General features: G+C 66.3%; 14 protein-coding genes. 3 read left to right on the plus strand and 11 right to left on the minus strand.

What is annotated here, in order from left to right:
- Positions 1–154 precede the first annotated feature (154 nt).
- On the minus strand, positions 155–784 hold the full coding sequence (locus tag NMQ14_RS04195; protein WP_257093895.1) for a Bax inhibitor-1/YccA family protein: 630 nt from the start codon (positions 782–784) through the stop codon (positions 155–157).
- A gap of 85 nt (positions 785–869) precedes the next feature.
- Positions 870–1,214 carry an HPF/RaiA family ribosome-associated protein gene (locus NMQ14_RS04200; protein WP_257078559.1) on the minus strand — a complete coding sequence of 115 codons (345 nt, stop codon included), beginning with the start codon at positions 1,212–1,214 and terminating at the stop codon, positions 870–872.
- 103 nt (positions 1,215–1,317) lie between these two features.
- Here NMQ14_RS04200 and NMQ14_RS04205 point away from each other — a divergent pair, with 103 nt between their 5' ends.
- Positions 1,318–2,193, plus strand: a complete 876-nt coding sequence (locus NMQ14_RS04205) for a LysR family transcriptional regulator (protein WP_257093744.1) — start codon at positions 1,318–1,320, stop codon at positions 2,191–2,193.
- Positions 2,194–2,560: 367 nt separating this feature from the next.
- Here NMQ14_RS04205 and NMQ14_RS04210 read toward each other — a convergent pair whose 3' ends face one another.
- The 8 genes from NMQ14_RS04210 to NMQ14_RS04245 form a co-directional block, all read right to left on the minus strand.
- Positions 2,561–3,409, minus strand: coding sequence for a DUF429 domain-containing protein (locus tag NMQ14_RS04210; RefSeq protein WP_257093746.1), 849 nt, complete (start codon positions 3,407–3,409; stop codon positions 2,561–2,563).
- Between the two features lie 34 nt (positions 3,410–3,443).
- On the minus strand, positions 3,444–4,166 hold the full coding sequence (locus NMQ14_RS04215; protein ID WP_257093748.1) for a PEP-CTERM sorting domain-containing protein: 723 nt from the start codon (positions 4,164–4,166) through the stop codon (positions 3,444–3,446).
- A gap of 168 nt (positions 4,167–4,334) precedes the next feature.
- Complete coding sequence (locus NMQ14_RS04220) at positions 4,335–6,146, minus strand: ATP-dependent DNA ligase (RefSeq protein WP_373457176.1); 1,812 nt, start codon at positions 6,144–6,146, stop codon at positions 4,335–4,337.
- Between the two features lie 116 nt (positions 6,147–6,262).
- Positions 6,263–7,171: an SdiA-regulated domain-containing protein gene (locus NMQ14_RS04225; RefSeq protein WP_257093751.1), complete on the minus strand. Its 909-nt coding sequence runs from the start codon at positions 7,169–7,171 to the stop codon at positions 6,263–6,265.
- A gap of 154 nt (positions 7,172–7,325) precedes the next feature.
- The gene (locus tag NMQ14_RS04230) at positions 7,326–8,018 is read right to left on the minus strand and encodes a PEP-CTERM sorting domain-containing protein (RefSeq protein WP_257093753.1); all 693 of its coding nucleotides are present in this window, start codon (positions 8,016–8,018) and stop codon (positions 7,326–7,328) included.
- A 21-nt stretch (positions 8,019–8,039) separates the two neighbouring features.
- Positions 8,040–9,344 carry a lipopolysaccharide assembly protein LapB gene (locus NMQ14_RS04235; protein WP_257093755.1) on the minus strand — a complete coding sequence of 435 codons (1,305 nt, stop codon included), beginning with the start codon at positions 9,342–9,344 and terminating at the stop codon, positions 8,040–8,042.
- 73 nt (positions 9,345–9,417) lie between these two features.
- On the minus strand, positions 9,418–10,968 hold the full coding sequence (locus NMQ14_RS04240; RefSeq protein ID WP_257093757.1) for a DUF4331 domain-containing protein: 1,551 nt from the start codon (positions 10,966–10,968) through the stop codon (positions 9,418–9,420).
- 487 nt (positions 10,969–11,455) lie between these two features.
- A complete protein-coding gene (locus NMQ14_RS04245; protein WP_257093759.1) occupies positions 11,456–12,484 on the minus strand; it encodes a ligase-associated DNA damage response exonuclease in 1,029 nt (342 codons plus the stop codon).
- 33 nt (positions 12,485–12,517) lie between these two features.
- Between NMQ14_RS04245 and NMQ14_RS04250 the strand changes: the two genes are divergently transcribed.
- Positions 12,518–12,955 carry an MEKHLA domain-containing protein gene (locus NMQ14_RS04250; RefSeq protein ID WP_373457177.1) on the plus strand — a complete coding sequence of 146 codons (438 nt, stop codon included), beginning with the start codon at positions 12,518–12,520 and terminating at the stop codon, positions 12,953–12,955.
- A 10-nt stretch (positions 12,956–12,965) separates the two neighbouring features.
- Entirely contained in the window at positions 12,966–14,192 is a 1,227-nt protein-coding gene (locus NMQ14_RS04255) for a M20 aminoacylase family protein (protein ID WP_257093763.1), read from the plus strand.
- Between the two features lie 18 nt (positions 14,193–14,210).
- Here the strand turns inward: NMQ14_RS04255 and NMQ14_RS04260 are convergent, their stop codons facing one another.
- The gene (locus NMQ14_RS04260; RefSeq protein WP_257093765.1) at positions 14,211–14,588 is read right to left on the minus strand and encodes a DUF779 domain-containing protein; all 378 of its coding nucleotides are present in this window, start codon (positions 14,586–14,588) and stop codon (positions 14,211–14,213) included.
- Between the last annotated feature and the right edge of the window lie 27 nt (positions 14,589–14,615).

A 14,615-nucleotide genomic window follows, 5' to 3' on the forward strand; every position in this document is an offset into this window, starting at 1 on the left:
TCGCGCAACTGTCCCGAACTTCTGATTACGGATAATCGGCAGACAAGCTTGAGGTCAGCCAGGCGTTACCGCCTTTGCAACCCGGTGCAGACGAAAGAAAGATCCGCGGGCGGACAAGCCGCGCGCGGATAAGGGGGAATGACCGGGGGAAGACTCAGTCGCTGCTGCTCATGAAGCCGAACAGTTGCAGCAGGGATGTGAAGAGATTGAAGATCGACACGAACAGCCCGGTCGTGGCCATCACGTAGTTCGTCTCGCCGCCGCGAACGATGCGCTGTGTTTCAAAGGCGATCATGCCGGCCATCAGCAGCACTACCGCTGCAGACACGGTGAGCGACAGCGCCGGCATCTGGAAGAAGATCGCGCCCAGCCCGGCCAGGATCGCCACCACCATGCCGATGAACAGGAAGCCGCCCATGCCGTTCAGGTCCCGTTTCGTGACGCTTGCCCACGTCGACATCGCCAGGAATACACCGGCCGTGGCGCCCAGCGCCATCGTCACGATCTGGCCGCCGCCCGGCAGCGCGACGACCGACGACAGCAGCGGGCCGATGGTGTAGCCCATGAAGCCGGTCAGTGCGAACGTCAGCATGACGCCGACGCCGCTGTCGCGGAAACGGCTGACCGCGAACAGCAGGCCGAAATAGCCCGCCAGCGTCAGCAGGATGCCGGGCGAGGGCCAGGCCATCGACGCGGCCACGCCGGCGATCAGCGCGCTGAAAGCCAGATTGAGGCCGAGCAGCATGTAGGTATTGCGCAGCACCTTGCGCGGCGCGTCGGCCATCGTCGAGCCGACCTCTTCGTAGGGCAGCGTCGTGATGTCGGCGCCGCGTTTCGATCGCAGTTCCATATGGATATCTCCTGTAGATTCAGATTGCTTCAAATTCGGGCTGAGGTGCCGCCATCGTGGTCGCCTGACGGGCACGGCGCATGGTGCGTACCACGCGCTGGCTCGCCCGGGCGAGCGCGGTATCGATCGCCTTGCGCCAGTTGCGTCCGGTGGCGGACACGACGACGGGACGCGCGCCGGTCAGCCTCAGTTCCACCTGCACGTGCTTGTCTTCGCCACCTTTCGGCCCATTCAGATCGGACAGGCTGACCCGCGCCTTCGGGATCCGCCAGGCGAGACGCCGCAGCACCACGCGCAGCCGGTTTTCGGCCACGCTGCGCAGGGCACTTGCTTCGGCACTTCGTGATTCGACGATGACTTGCATGACAGTCCTCCTGTGGATGAACGAGCGCTTACCTTACGCGCCGGAGATCTTCCGTAAAACATACCTTTGTAGTACTTTTACTTCGTCTTTCTGGAACTCTGGGGTGCCCGTGCTCAACTACCGTCACCTGTATTACTTCTGGGTCGCGACGAAGGAAGGCGGCATCGCGCGCGCAGCCGAGCGACTCGACATGGCAGTGCAGACCGTCAGCACGCAGATCCACACGCTGGAAGCGGCGCTCGGCCATGCGCTTTTCAAGCCATCTGGCCGCAGCGTCGAGCTGACCGCCGCGGGCGTTGCGGCGCTGCGCTACGCGGAACAGATCTTCCAGCTGGGCGAACAGCTGCCGCTGGCCGTGCGCGAGGCTGCGTCGTCGCAAGGCGTGCGCCTGTCGGTCGGCATTTCCGACGGCCTGCCGAAGCCGGTGGCCCGCCACCTCCTGCTGCCTGCGACGGACACCGAAGGTCTTCATCTGCTGTGCAGCGAGGGCGAATTCGACGACCTGCTGGCCGATCTCGCGCTGCACCGGCTGGACGTGGTGCTCGCCGACCGCCCGGCGCCGGTCAACCCGAATCTGAAGGTGTACAGCCACGCGCTCGGTGAAGCTGCGCTGATGTGGTACGCCTCTCCTGCACTGCGTGCCTCGTCCGATGCGGCGTTTCCGGCCTGTCTGGACCAGATGCCGCTGCTGCTGCCGAGCCGCCACGCCGCGGTGCGCGCACGCATCGACGACTGGTTCGATCGCAAGTCGCTGCGCCCGCATGTGGCGGGCGAATTCGAGGACAGCGCGTTGCTGGCCACCTTCGGCGAAAGCGGTCTGGGTGCGTTTCCGGCGACCGAGTGGTCGCACGACGAACTCACCGGCCAGCGCGGCCTGCAGCTGCTCGGTCGCTGCGATGAGGTGGTCGAGCACTTCTACGCCATTTCCGCCGAGCGCCGCGTGCAGCATCCGCTGGTGCAGAAGGTGCTCGGTCAGTAGTACGCCCGCTCTGGCAGCCGGCGGCCATGCCGGGTTCTCGGAACACGGGTCGTGGGGCCTGGGCTGTGGGAGCCTGGGTTGTGGGAGCCTGGGTTGTGGGAGCCTGCTGTGGGAGCCTGCTGTGGGAGCCTGCTGTGGGAGCCTGCTGTGGGAGCCTGCTGTGGGAGCGGCGGCCTCGCCGCGATACGCACGCTGCACAACGACCATCGCGGCACTGATCGCGGCGAGGCCGCCGCTCCCACAGGGGCCGCTCACGCAGGGGGGCGCATCCACAGCCCCTGCCGGCCCCCGCAGCGCGGGCTCCCATATGGGCCACTCCCACAAAAACGGCGCAAATCGTCCTGGTCGGTTCCCACCGTGATCCAGTTCAGTGCTGCCGCCCCTCCGGCACACCGGCCGGCTGGACGCCGACAATCCACCCCTCCACCTGATCGATCTGCAGCGGCAACCCGTAGCCAGCATCGCGCCGTGCCCAGGCCCAGGCCGCTTCGACCAGGCACAGCACGCAGTCGAGCAGATCGCCGGTGCCATCGGTGGCCATCGCATCGAGCAGCGCAGTGTCGTCGCAGCGCAGGACGATACCCAGCGGATGCGCGCCGCGCTGCAATGCCTCGACGATGAGCATGCGGTTGGCCAGCCTCGCCTGAGTCTGGCCGGTGGCCGATTCGCTCTTGTAAGACGCGGGCACGATGCTGCGCGCCAGCCAGCCCGGGTAAGCTTCCAGCGCGACGCGCGAGCCATCGCCGCCATGCATGCCGGGCAGGTGCACGCCGGCCTCGAGCAGACGGCGCGCACCTTCCTGAAACATCCAGCCGACCGGCGGATTGACGAATTTCATCGGGCTGTGCGAGCCAGCCGGCCGGTCCGTCGCGCGGTGGCTGTATTTCTGTCCGACCGGCCGCGGCGCCCGTTCCGCATCGGCCAAGGCCTTGAATTCATTCCGGGAAAGCAGGGAAACCGCACGCACCATGCCCGCCCAGTCGGTCGGCCAGCCGTGTTCCAGCACCGATTCGCGGGGCAGGCCGAACGGAAAGTCGAACGCCCCCAGCCACGGTCCGGGCCGCATCAGGAAGGCCTCGAAGGCGCTCCACGCGGGCAATCGTTCGATCGATTCGAGGATCAGGACACCGTCGTCTGCAACGTGACCGCGGGCCACGGTGACCGGTTTGCGCGACGACGGGGAAGAGGTGAAGTCGATGCCGTACAACGTACTCATTGTCCAAGCATACGCCGGACAGGCAAATGCCTGATTATCGGGAACCCGTTTTCGTTTGTCGCCGCAGCATGATCACACCCAGACCAGCGGTAAGAAGCATGGCAGCAGAAGGCTCGGGAATCAGGCTGACCGGGGGTGTTCCACTGCTGCTGCGAGAAGGTGTGAATGAACTGCTGACCAGCGTGAGCGAGCCGCTACTCAAGGTCAGCGATCCGCCATTCAACGAAATGGAATCATTCATCAGCGCAAGTGAACCGCCGGAAGACGGCGACAAGCTGATCGGCGGAGCGTCCCCGCTTCCGCTGACAGAAATGACAGAGCCGCCATTCTGCGTGATCCGGCCGCTGCTAATCGTGACTGAGCCACTGGCGTGCCGTTGCGGCGGCTCGCTGTTTGGAGGGCTTCCTCCATCGAGGGGGACATCGCCATCAAGAACAAGCTGACCGCTGAAAACCACCGAGTTCTCAATCTCGATGAATTCAGCCGCAAACCAGACAATCGGCGCAGTGAGCTGCACGCGTGTGAGGGTGAGCGTGCCGCTTGCTTCAACAAGTATCTGAATCGGGTCATTGATGACGCTGTCGGACAACGACAGATTTCCGTCACAACTTAGACCCACAGACCCGACGGTGTCGATGTTGAGCACGCCGGAACATGCCGCGCCACCCAGATCGATGCTGCTGGCGTTCGCTGCCGCAGGCACCAAAAGCAGCACGGCAGCCAGCGATGCGGCGAGACGACAAAGGATCAGACTCATACGATCTCCTTGCGTGGGGCGCATTACGACATATAACCAGGGGCTGTTCCCATTTCATTCGTGCGTCACGTTGCCCCGTGACGCGCGGGCTCCACGCCTGATATACAAATCAAATGAGAAACAACCCTTGGACTTTATACATTTGGCGTGCAGCTCGCCATCCTCCGATCAGACTACGGGACAGGCGCCCGCCCCGATCAGACTGCGCAGCGCATCCAGCGTATCCGCCTCGGCGGCCGGCTTGTCCAGCCGCCGCCTCAGCATGCGCGGGAAGCGCACGGCGATGCCCGACTTGTGGCGCGGCGAGGGCTGAATGCCTTCGAAACCCAGTTCGAACACCAGTTCGGGTGTGACGGAGCAGACCGGCCCGAAGCGTTCGATCGTGTGGCTGCGGATGAAGGCGTCGACTTCGCGCATTTCGGCATCCGACAGACCGGAATAGGCCTTGGCGAACGGCACCAGGGTGCGCGTCCCGTCGGCCGCAACCGACCAGACGGCAAAGGTGTAGTCGCTGTACAGCCCGGCGCGTCGGCCGTGGCCACGCTGGGCGTAGATCAGCACGGCGTCGATCGTGTAGGGGTCGATCTTCCATTTCCACCACTGGCCGCGCGGGTCGAGCTTGGTGCGGCCGATGCCGTAGGGCGCGTCGGCGCGCTTGAGCATCAGGCCTTCGACGCCGCGCTCGCGGGCGCGATCCCGCTCGACGGCCAGCGCGGGCCAGTCACCCCGCAGCACCGGCGACAGCCGCAGCACCGGCGTTGCCCCCTCGGCCAGCAGAACGTCCAGTCGTGCGCGCCGTGCCGATTGCGGCTGGGCACGCAGGTCTGCGCCGTCGTGCTCGATCAGGTCGTACGCCATGAACACCGCCGGCACGTCGTCGAGCAGGCGGCGTGTCAGCCGCTTGCGGGTGATGCGCGTCTGCAGTTGCGCGAATGGCAGCGGGCCGTCGTCACGCCAGGCGAGCACTTCGCCGTCGAGCACGCAGCCATCGGGCAAGGCGGCAGCCGCTTCCATCAGTTCCGGAAAGCGCTCGCTGATCAGTTCTTCGCCGCGCGACCACAGCGCGACCTGGCCGTCACGGCGCACCAGCTGGGCGCGGATGCCGTCCCATTTCCACTCGGCGAGCCAGTCGGCGGCATCCCCGAGCGACTCGGCGGGAGCGGTCTGCAGCGGATGGGCGAGGAAGAAAGGATAGGGCTGCATGCCGGTTTCATCATCGCCGGCCGGAGCCACCAGCGCGGCGAAGCGTGCCGCGCCCATGCCGCTGCGCGCCGGGTCAGCCGCCAGATAGCCGATCAGGCGCTGCGCAACAAGTTCGGCTGGCACCTGCGCGAACGCCGCCAGCGCCCGCGTGACCAGCAGGCGTGACACGCCGACGCGCAGCGCGCCGGTGATGAGCTTGTTGAACAGGAAGCGCTCGCCGCTGCCCAGCACCTGCCAGGCGTCGATCAGCTGTCCGGGCTTTTCGTCCGGGGGTGAGGCACGCAGCGCGCCCAGCACGTCGACCCAGTGATGCAGCGGCAGGTCGCTGACGACACGCGGCGGCGGCAGGGTAAGCGCCAGCGTTTCCGCCAGATCACCGACCGCTTCGTAGCATTCGTCGAACAGCCAGTCCGGCATGCCGGCTGCTCGCGCGCCGGTTTCTCGCAGCACGCGGGTTCCGACCGCCTGGCGCGGCTTGCCGCCGGCGAGGAAGTACACCGCCCACGCGGCGTCATCCGCGGGCACCTGCACAAAATAGTCCTGCATCGCCTGCACGCGATGGCGGGTCGAAGTGCTGCTGTCGAGTGACAGGTAAAGGGCGGCGAAACGCTGCATCGGATCATCGTAACCGGGAGACGCCGCTTTGATGGCGAGCCGGTGCAGCGGTTCGGCCACTTCGACCCGCAGTGCCGCACCGTCCCGCCGCTGCGCGCGCAGTTCGACCGTGAGGCCCTGCGCGCCGCGTGCGCCGACGGGCACAGCGCGATCGTTGGGCATCGCTGCGCTCACCCCAACCTACGGGGCAGCAAGTCACTTGGGGTGGGCGCAGCAACAGTCGCTCAGTCAACGAAAAACGCCGGCCAGCGGCCGGCGTTTTTCTGCGCGCAGAAAGGTCAGGCGCGGCGACGGGCCATGAAGCCAAGCAGGCCAAGACCGGCCAGCAGCAGCGCCCAGCTTTCAGGTTCGGGAACCGGGGCAGTGGGTGCCAGTACATAGAGGCGCGGGGTTTCGCCGACGATGTAGATGACGCCGTTGCTGTCGATGGTGACGCCTTCGGCGTCACCGGCGATGGCGGAGAAGTCGAACTGGCTCAACACCTCGCCACTGCGCGTGACTTCCATCAGGCGCGGCGTTTCCTGACTGTAGATGAGCAGGTTGTCCTGGTCCGCGGTGCCGCGCAGCGACGCGACGGTGGTCAGCGTCTGCACGTCGGACAGGTCCAGGGTGTCGAACAGGCGTACGAACGGGTTGGCCGGCGGCACCAGCTCGGTCACGGTGGCGCTGCCTGTCGTGAAGTCGAGTGCCGCGTCATACACCGCCTGCGGCGTCTTTTCCTTCACCAGGATGAAGCGGCCGCTGAGCGGGTCGTACGACAGGCCTTCCAGCCCCACATTGCCGACCGTCGGACCGACCGACACCGAGGGCAGCGTGTTGCGACCGATCGCGCCACCCGCCGTGTAGCTGAAGCGATAGGCGTCCTGCAGCCGCTCCTCGATGACGACGAACTGGCCATTGCCCACATAGGTAAGACCTTCCGTATCGTCAAAGCCGAACAGGTTCATCGAGCTGATCTGCTGCCCCTGTTTGTTCACCTCGACGACGTAGTCGCCTTCGTCACCAAGGACGAACAACGTGTCGGTATCCCAGTTCCAGGTGACCGCCGAGGCTTCTGACGCCTGAACCGACGGCAGGTCGTAGGTGGCAATCAGGCGATAATTGTCCAGATCAAGCGGGTTGGTCGCAGCGTGAGCCGAGCCGGCGACGATCAGGGCGATCGCTGCGGCAAGTGGAATGCGGAACATTGGAGGGCACCGGGACGCGTGAAAGAGCGCGGACGGTGACGCAGCGGTGTTGCTGTCTGATGAAGGCGGATAGTCCGTCCGGACCATCCGCCATCAAGCCTCTCGACGCCCCGGCAGGGGTGACTTTCTGCATCTGGCCCCAGACTCGCCGTGCTCAGGCCCATCCTCCAGCGCGACGCCGGCGCACACCCGACAGACCGGCCAGCGCCAGCGCACTGAGGGCGAGAGAACCGGGCTCCGGCACGGCCTGCCTGTCGTCCGCCTGCAGATCGAACTCGACGCTGCCCAGTGCAAAGGCCGAGCCGTCTAACGTCGAGCTGTCGCCGATCAGCGTCAGATCGAAGCTGCTGCTGCCCTGCGGCAGCAGAAAGTCGAGCAGCAGGTCGGCTTGTGCATCGTAGATCTGACTGAACAGCAGGCTGCTGCCGGCGCTCACGCTGATCAGCAGGCTCAGCGAACCTGAAGCGTCCCCCGTGCGGTCGAGCTGATGATCGAAGTTGACGAAAAGATTGACGGTGCCACCGGCCGTGCTGGCGAGCGTACCGAAGAAGCGGGCGGTGGCCGCGGCATCGGACTGCTCGCCTGCGCCGTCGGCCGACGTCGCCACGACGAGTAGCCCGGTGTCGGCCAGGCCGAAGGCGGACGCCGAGCCGCTGAGACCTGAAGCGCCGGCATCGGCGCTCACCGGAAGTGGCGGCGACACCTGCTCATTGACGCCGTCCGACGCGCTGCCGGCAGATGCAAAGGCGCTGGTGCTGAATTCCACGGTCGAAAACACGACCGGTGCGGCAAAGGAGGTCGTACTGGTGAGGGTGATCAACGACAGGGCTATCAGGGTGCGCATCATGATGAAGTCCTCGAAAAAGTGTCAGGGTTGAGCCGCGCGAGCCAGTGCGGCCCGCGCGGAAGCCGGGCGATCGGCCAGTGCTTCGCGGGCACTGGCCGCCAGGTCGTGCCAGGGCGCGCGCGCGAGTGCCTGCTGCAGGTGCTCGCGTGCGGCGGTCGCAGCGCCGGTTCTGCGGGCGATCAGGCCGGCGTGATAGAGCACACCGGGGTCGCGCGTGCCGACCGAAAGCACGCGCGCCATTGTTGCGCTGGCGTCGCTGAACAGACCATTGCGGTACTGCGCCCACGCCAATGTGTCGAGCGTATGGACATCCTTGCGGCGCTGCGCCTCGCGCTGCGCGAGCTGCAGTGCTCTGGCCGGCTGGCCGGCATGGTCCAGCCAGTACAGCGTCAGCTCGCGGTTGGCGTTGTCGACACCGTCCGCCTCGGCCAGCGCCGCCCGTTCGAATGCGGCAAAGGCGGCTTTCGCCTCGACGGTTCGACCAGCCCTGACAAATGCCTCACCGAGCCGATAACCGTTTTCCGGATGCGGCGACGCCCTGACATGGGCCTGCCTTGCAGCGAGCGCGTCGTCGTGCCGGCCCTGGGCATGCCGGATATCCGACAGTTGAGCGAGCGCGTAGTGGTAGTCCGGAAATTCGCGCAGCGCCGCCTGTACGAGTGCGTCCGACTGATCGACCCGACCGGCGCTCAGTTGCAGGTGTGCCAGGTGGGTCAGCAACCAGGCGCGGTCTTCGGTTTCGGCACCCGGTGTTCGCAAGTAGGCCTGTTCCATCAGTTCGATGGCGCCATCGACGTCGCCAAACAGTTCGCGCAGGTAGGCAGCGCGCGTCAGTCCGACCACATTGCCCGGGCGCAGGTCGAGCAGCCACTGGGCGTAGCGCTCTGCGTCATCGTAGCGACCCAGTTCGACGCTGGCATCGGTGAGCAGGGCCAGCGTCATCAGGTCGTCCGGGTTGCGCATGTGCAGCGCAAGCGCAGCATCGAATGCGCGTGCGAATTCGTGCTGGCCGAGCCAGACCCAGATGCGCGTGCGCTGCACATTGCGGTGCTCCGGATCGATTTTCTGCGCCTGATCGAGTACGGCAAGTGCCCGGTCGTAGTAATCGGTGTCCGAAGTTTCACGCGCGCGCCGCGTCAGCGCGAGCGCCAGTCCCTCGAGTGCATCAATGCGCGGTGCTCCGGCGGCGGTCAAGGTGGCAATGCGCGCTTCGGCCGCCTTGATGGCGCGTTCGGCGGGCGTGTCCATGGTGGGCGTGTCTTTGGCGTGTACCGGCGCCAGCGCACAGGCAAGGCACAGGACGAGCGTGGTCAATGTGGGTTTCATGTGTTCCTCGGCTGAATGAGTGAGCAGCGCCGGTCCGGTCTGCTCGGGGCAGAACGGACCGGCGCATCAGGCCTTACTCGGGGCAGATGCCGCCGACGGCACCGCCGCAACCCGACTCGCCCGGATCGATATGGCGGCGGTCACGTCCCGACGGTGCGCTGCCCAGATACGGGAAGGTCGTGCGGTAGGCGATGTCGTTCGAATTGACGCCATCGCCCAGACGGCCGCCGATGTCCGGGCTGTAACCAGCGAACGGCGCAGCAAGTACGCCACCGACCACCAGACGCAGCGCCACATCGGTCACGTCATCGAACAGTCGGCGCCCATTCGGAAAGCCGGCAGCATCGCCACCCAGCAGGCCGAGCCGGCTGGCTGCCCCGGGCGCTGTCGGTGCGACTCCGGTATTCAGACGCAGCAGGTCGGCCACCGGACCGGCCGGCGTACCCGGGGCGGCAATCGGTGCGGCATAGGTGACCACCGGCAGCAGATCCGTGCGCGGCACGGTCGGGATCGCGACGGCACCTCCGGTCAGCGCATTCACAACACGCGCAAGGGTCGGATCGAGGAAGAAATTCGCGAACTGGCCATCGTTCTTCGGCACGTCCATGCTGAAGCGATCCTTGAAGCCGGTGCCCACCAGCAGTTCGTTGATCAGCGGATTGCCCATGCGCTGCACCTGGCGGAAGCTACCGGAACTCGCGGCGGCCAGCGGCGAGCGGCGCACCGTGACACCCGGACGCGAGGTGGTCGCCCAGATGCCGATGGTGGCCGCCGGAGAACTGGCCGCTTCGATCTGACCGGTACGCGTGAGCAGGCTGACCGGAATTTCGATCGCCAGTGAATTCACCGCATAGCCGGACACCGTATCGGCAACGGTGTTTTCCGGCGAGGCGTCCTCGGCGGCGCTGAGTACCGGGAAGCGGTGCGTGTTCAGCGTGTCGAAGGCGCCGCCAAGATCGATCCAGAAGGCGTCGTCGGTCGTGCCGGCAAAGGCCTTGACCTCATTGGGCAGCGCATACGTTGCCGCGTTGAACAGGGCTTCGTAATCCATCGTGCGCGGACCGATGTTGCCGGGTACGGCATACAGCCCCGAGCCGATGACCGTGCGGGTGGTCGGTCGGCCGGCGCTGTCGTAGCGCACCATCGTGAGCGTGTAAGTCTGGCGCGTGCCGAGTCCGGCCGATTCGAAGCTGTTGATGCGATCCGGCACCAGCCCGGTACCCGGCGCGACCGGGGCCGGCGAATTGGCGGGCGCCACGACGCCGCCCGCGATGCCGGCATAGCCCTGGAACAGGGTCGGCAGGCGTTGTTCGGTGGTGAAACGGAACTGGAAGCCGATGTCTTCCACGGCGTCATGATTGTTATCGACCTTGATCTCGTAAAGGATGTCCGGATCGAACGGGAAATAGTTCGGACCATTGGCAGGTTCGAGCAGTGGATCCACGCCGACAATCATCGTCACCCTGGGCGTGCTGCCGCCGTCATAGCTGCGGAAAGCGAACACGTCCGTGATGTCGGCCTTGTGGTCAAGTGCGGTGATGGGTGCTTCGCGGTGGTTGGCCGCATGCGCTGCCGTGCTGACGAACAGCGCCGCAACGAGCAGACAGAGCTTTTTTTTCAACATGCCGGATTCTCCTGGGCAGAACGTGGATGGACATCGGCGCCGGCCGTGCAACAACGCGACGTGGCGCGGATCGAAAAAGTGCAGATCAACAGGGTGCAGATCGAAAAGGTGCATACCGAAAAGATGCACATGCCGTGCTTTGTGCGCGGGATATCCGTCCTTGCGGCAGCTCCCGTCTTGCAATACGGACGACCGGTCGCGCCGGATGCTGAAAAGCGGGATTTTTTTCTGGCTGACGCGGCGTGTGGCAGGCGCGGTTCCGAACCCGTGAGATGGACGGCGCGGTTCAGTCGAACGAAGCCCGTGTCGGGTCGCCTCGGGGCATCAGGCCGGACCTGAGGGGCGGGGGAAGGTCGTGCTGGAAATGGCACAGCCCGAACGGTAACGTGAGTCCGCTCGGACCGCTGAACGTGTCCGCCCGGCGCTGGCTGCATGACGATGCTGTTCTTTTCGCGAGCCCGGTTGTCGTCGCAGCGTCGCGCTGTTTTCAGACCGTCTGTTCGCCCGGCTGGCCGCCGAGCTCCTCGGCTGTTTCCTCGCCGAATGAGGTGGCGAAGGCGCCGGCGTCCAGACCCTGTTCGGTCAGCCAGCGCACCAGCGGCTGGACCAGACCGTGCGTCACGATGACGCGCGAAGCACCGGTGGCGCCAATGGCACCCAGCAGCCCCGGCCAGTCGGCATGGTCCGACATCACCAGACCGCGATCGACACCGCGCCGCCGACGCGCGCCGCGCACCTGCATCCAGCCTGACGCGAAGCAGTCGGCGTAGTCGCCGAAGCGCTTCATCCACGGGGTGGACTGCGCCGAAGGCGGTGCAATCACCAGAGCACGGCGAAGCGCTGCAGCGTCCAGGCCATCGGACACCATGGCGGTGGCGGGCAGGGCGACGCCGCTGTCGCGGTAGGCGCGGTTCAGCGCCTCGACCGCGCCGTGGCACACGATGGGGCCGATGGCCGGATCGAGCCCGGCGAGGATGCGCTGCGACTTTCCGAAAGCGTAGGCGAACACCACGCTGGCGCGCCCGGCGTCGGCGTTGCCGCGCCACCACTGGTTCAGTTCGGCGAACAGCGCGTCCTGCGCCGGCCAGCGGTAGATCGGCAGACCGAAGGTCGATTCGGTGATGAAGGCATGCGCCCGCACCGGATCGAACGCCGTGCAGGTCGCGTCCGGCTCGAGCTTGTAGTCACCCGAGGCGACCCACACCTCGCCCGCCACCTCGACCCTGACCTGCGCCGACCCGAGCACATGTCCGGCCGGGTGCAAGGACACCGCCGCGTCCCCTATATATATGCGCTCGCCGTACCTCAGCGTCTGCAGCGTGATGTCGCCCAGACGGGCGCGCAGTACGCGCTCGCCTTCGGCACTGGCGAGATAGCGGCGATGACCGGTGCGGGCGTGATCGGCGTGGGCGTGGGTGATGATGGCGCGATCCACCGGTCGCCAGGGATCGATGAAGAAGTCGCCCGCCGGACAGTAAAGCCCTTCCGGGCGCAGCGTGATGAGGTCGTGGCGCATGGTGGCGATGGTATCGTTCGCTTCATGAGCGTGATGCCCGATCACAAGTTCCTGCGCGAACACAGCCGGCTGCTGGCCGAGAGCTTCGAGCGCCTGACCGGCCAGCGGCTGCCGTCGGATGCGCTCACGCTTTACAACGCGCACTTCGCCCTGGTGTCGCACGGCACCCAGCCGGATCCGGTATTCAATTACGCCAACCTGTTCGCCCAGCGACTGTTCGGCTACGCGTGGGACGAATTCATCACGCTGCCGTCGCGCCTGTCGGCGCGCGAGCCGGAACGCGACGAGCGCGCCCGTCTGCTCGAAATGGTGACCCAGCAGGGCTACATCAGCGACTATTGCGGCGTGCGGGTGCGCCGCGACGGCACGCTGTTCCGCATCAGTCACGCCACCGTGTGGAAGGTGCTGGATGCCGACGGCCAGTTCTGCGGTCAGGCAGCCATGTTTTCCGAAGTCGAGGAATTGCAGTGAGGACATTGCAGTGAGCCGCGCCGACAGCAGCCTGCATCCGCTGGTCGAGGCACTGGGCGAGCGGCATGCGCGCTGGACGTCGATCCGGCGCGACCTGCATGCCCACCCGGAACTGGCCTACGAGGAAACGCGCACCGCCGCCATCGTGGCGTGCACGCTGCGCGCGTCCGGCATCGAAGTGCATGAGGGCATCGGCCGCACCGGTGTGGTCGGCGTGCTGCGCGCCGGCCACGGCAAGGCGGCGATCGGCCTGCGCGCCGACATGGATGCGCTGCCGATGACCGAACAGAACACCTTCGCCCATCGTTCGACCCATACCGGACGGATGCACGGCTGCGGTCACGACGGCCATACAGCGATGCTGCTGGCGGCGGCCGAATATCTGGCGGCGACGCGCTGTTTCGATGGCACGGTGAATTTCATCTTCCAGCCGGCCGAGGAGGGCAGGGGCGGCGCGGCGGCGATGATTGCCGACGGCCTGTTCGAGCGCTTTCCGATGCAGTCGGTGTTCGGCCTGCACAACTGGCCCGGCCTGCCGGTCGGCGAAATGGCGGTGCATGACGGACCGGCCATGGCCAGCAGCGACGAGATCGAAATCGTCATCGAAGGTCGTGGCGCACACGCCGCGATGCCGCATCTGGGCGCCGACCCGGTACTGGCCGGCGCGGCCATCGTGCAGGCGCTGCAGTCCATCGTGTCGCGCAATGTGTCGCCGGTCGACTGCGGCGTGGTCAGCATCACGCAGTTCCATGCCGGCGAGGCCTACAACGTCATACCGCAGTCGGCCACGCTGCGCGGCACGGCGCGCGCTTTTTCACCCGAGGTGCGCGACCAGCTCGAAGCGGGCATCCGGCGTGTTGCGGAAGGTGTGGCAGCGGCGCACGGCGTGACGGTTGCGGTCAGCTACCGGCGCGGCTATCCGCCGACGGTGAACACTTCGGCCGAGGCGGCATTCTGTGCGTCCGTGGGGCGTGAGCTGCTGGGCGACGCCAGCGTGCGCACCGACTACCCGCCGAGCATGGGTGCGGAGGATTTTGCCTACATGCTCGAATGCAAGCCCGGTTGCTACATCTGGCTCGGCAATGGCGGCGGGCCGGATGCCGGGTCGCGCCCCGGCCATGAAGAAGGCGGCGGCTGCATGCTGCACAACCCGCGCTACGACTTCAACGATGCGGTCATTCCGCTCGGTGTGGCGTACTGGACGCGGCTGGTCGAGCGCTTCCTGCAGGCGGAGTGAGGCCGTCCGGGCGCGGCGTCAGCCGTGCGCCGGCGCACCCAGCAGCGCCAGTTCGGCTTCCTCGTGCGGCGCGTACAGCCGGGAACGGGTCAGGAAGCGTATGCCTTCCGGTGATTCGATCGAAAAGCCGGCGCCCCGCCCAGGCACCACGTCGATGATCAGATGGGTGTGCTGCCAGTACTCGAACTGGGATTCGCTCATCCAGAACGGCATGCCGCCGATCTCGCCCAGTTGCACATCGGAACTGCCGAGCGTGAATTCGCCCTGCGGGTAGCACATCGGCGCGCTGCCGTCGCAGCAGCCACCCGACTGATGGAACATCAGCGGGCCGTGCTTGCGCGCCAGCCGGTCTATCCAGTCCAGCGCCAGCGGTGTTGCGGATACGCGGGTCACCATGATGTTGCCTCGCAAATCATGAAGTTG

Origin of the sequence: Methyloversatilis sp. XJ19-13 (genome assembly GCF_024580155.1) — a bacterium.
Classification (GTDB): Bacteria; Pseudomonadota; Gammaproteobacteria; order Burkholderiales; family Rhodocyclaceae; genus Methyloversatilis.

Bases quoted from the DNA above. Each gene is read 5' to 3' on its own strand.
- NMQ14_RS04240 (WP_257093757.1), bottom strand. From the start codon at position 10,968: ATGTTGAAAAAAAAGCTCTGTCTGCTCGTTGCGGCGCTGTTCGTCAGC.
- NMQ14_RS04195 (WP_257093895.1), bottom strand. From the start codon at position 784: ATGGCCGACGCGCCGCGCAAGGTGCTGCGCAATACCTACATGCTGCTC.
- NMQ14_RS04260 (WP_257093765.1), bottom strand. From the start codon at position 14,588: ATGGTGACCCGCGTATCCGCAACACCGCTGGCGCTGGACTGGATAGAC.
- NMQ14_RS04200 (WP_257078559.1), bottom strand. From the start codon at position 1,214: ATGCAAGTCATCGTCGAATCACGAAGTGCCGAAGCAAGTGCCCTGCGC.
- NMQ14_RS04225 (WP_257093751.1), bottom strand. From the start codon at position 7,171: ATGTTCCGCATTCCACTTGCCGCAGCGATCGCCCTGATCGTCGCCGGC.
- NMQ14_RS04235 (WP_257093755.1), bottom strand. From the start codon at position 9,344: ATGAAACCCACATTGACCACGCTCGTCCTGTGCCTTGCCTGTGCGCTG.
- NMQ14_RS04220 (WP_373457176.1), bottom strand. From the start codon at position 6,146: ATGCCCAACGATCGCGCTGTGCCCGTCGGCGCACGCGGCGCGCAGGGC.
- NMQ14_RS04230 (WP_257093753.1), bottom strand. From the start codon at position 8,018: ATGATGCGCACCCTGATAGCCCTGTCGTTGATCACCCTCACCAGTACG.
- NMQ14_RS04250 (WP_373457177.1), top strand. From the start codon at position 12,518: ATGCCCGATCACAAGTTCCTGCGCGAACACAGCCGGCTGCTGGCCGAG.
- NMQ14_RS04215 (WP_257093748.1), bottom strand. From the start codon at position 4,166: ATGAGTCTGATCCTTTGTCGTCTCGCCGCATCGCTGGCTGCCGTGCTG.
- NMQ14_RS04210 (WP_257093746.1), bottom strand. From the start codon at position 3,409: ATGAGTACGTTGTACGGCATCGACTTCACCTCTTCCCCGTCGTCGCGC.
- NMQ14_RS04245 (WP_257093759.1), bottom strand. From the start codon at position 12,484: ATGCGCCACGACCTCATCACGCTGCGCCCGGAAGGGCTTTACTGTCCG.